Here is a 1502-nt window from a genome sequence, read left to right as displayed (position 1 = left end):
TTAGGGGTTTCTTTTTTCTAAAATATACCTCATAATAGTCTTATGAATATCTTACAGAAAATTTTTACAGACCATTACGAAGAAATTAAATATACTCTTCATCCCAGAAAAACTGAGATAGAAAATATCGACAAGATGATTAACTGTGGCGATTCATCATTCGGCGGCGCAATGTATGGCTGTCCTCACTGCGGAAAACTCAAATTCGTTCCTTTCCGCTGTCACAGTCGTTTCTGCCCTACCTGTGGCAGCAAATATGCCATAGAACGCACCACCAGTATGTCCTTTAAGCTGGTAAATGTCACACATCGCCATTGCGTTTTCACAATCGATGAAAATCTTCGCGAATCCTTTCTCAAGGATCGTTCTCTGCTCGATTGTCTGTTCCACTCTGTAAACAGCGTGATCTCTCGTATGTTCTACAAAATGAATAAGTCCAAAAACTTCACGCCCGGTTTCATTATGGTTTTACATACTTTTGGCAGAGACCTGAAATGGAATCCGCACATCCACTGCCTCTTATCTGAAGGCGGATACAGTGACGATGGTTTTTGGCGCCATGTCAAACACTTTAATTACACTTATTTACGTAATGCTTTCCGCACTGCTCTGCTTAATGAAATGGAGTCCAAAATCGGTCCTTCTTTCAAAAAAGTGAAAGCGGATTGCTATACGGAGCATAAGCACGGTTTTTACGTTTATGCCAAACCGAACAAATGTGACCCCAAAACAGTTGTCAAATATATCGGTCGATATCTGGGGCGTCCTGTCATCGCTACATCCAGAATTGATAAATACGATGGCGAAATGGTTACTTTCCATTACAACCGACATGAAGACGAACAATACATAGAAGAAACGGTTCCTGCCATGGAATTCATTCAACGATTGATCCGGCACATACCAGAAAAGCATTTCAAAATGATCCGTTATGGAGGTCTCTATGCCCGCCATCGGAAGATTGATTCCAAGCTCCATCGTGCCATTTCAAAAAGTAAACATCCTATTTATCGCAGCTTCAATCAGTGGAGAACTGCTATTCTTTCCTCTTTCGGTTATGACCCTCTGGAATGTCCAGACTGTAAACACAAGATGATGTTTCTTGAACTTTATTACAATCACAAACGCGTATCTCTCGAGGAACTTTACGAGAAAGCAATGTCCAAATCTCGTGGAAAGCGTTCTTCTGCATAAATTCCTCAGATTTTATGATATAATCCTCTGAAAGGAGGATAAACTACCATGAAACAAAACATCGAGGAATTACGCAAAAAATATATGGATAATCCCCCAGAAGGTATAACTTCCAAGGACATTCGCCTTATGAGCGAGGATGAACTTCTGGATATGGATTATTTCTTAAATGATGATGAACTTGATGACGATTTTGGTGAAGAAGGTTTTTATATCTTCTAAACCAACATTCGTCTGCTTGTTGTGCCCGCCTCTGTGCGGGCCCTTTTCAATTCAAGAGAGCGCCGCAGGCGGTCTTTCCTATAAAG

Annotated in this window: 2 protein-coding genes; both read left to right on the top strand. The window is 40.8% G+C overall.

All coding sequences use genetic code 11. The features are described from left to right. Window positions 1-42: 42 nt before the first annotated feature. Complete coding sequence (locus DW826_RS17880) at window positions 43-1194, top strand: transposase (RefSeq protein WP_117553341.1); 1152 nt, start codon at window positions 43-45, stop codon at window positions 1192-1194. 48 nt (window positions 1195-1242) lie between these two features. Continuing rightward, window positions 1243-1416: a hypothetical protein gene (locus DW826_RS18425; protein ID WP_165860061.1), complete on the top strand. Its 174-nt coding sequence runs from the start codon at window positions 1243-1245 to the stop codon at window positions 1414-1416. The last annotated feature ends 86 nt before the right edge of the window (window positions 1417-1502 follow it).

Source organism: Clostridium sp. AM34-11AC (genome assembly GCF_003435375.1).
In the GTDB taxonomy this organism is placed as follows: Bacteria; Bacillota; Clostridia; order Lachnospirales; family Lachnospiraceae; genus Pilosibacter; species Pilosibacter fragilis.
This window is presented reverse-complemented; position numbering and strand designations above follow the sequence as displayed.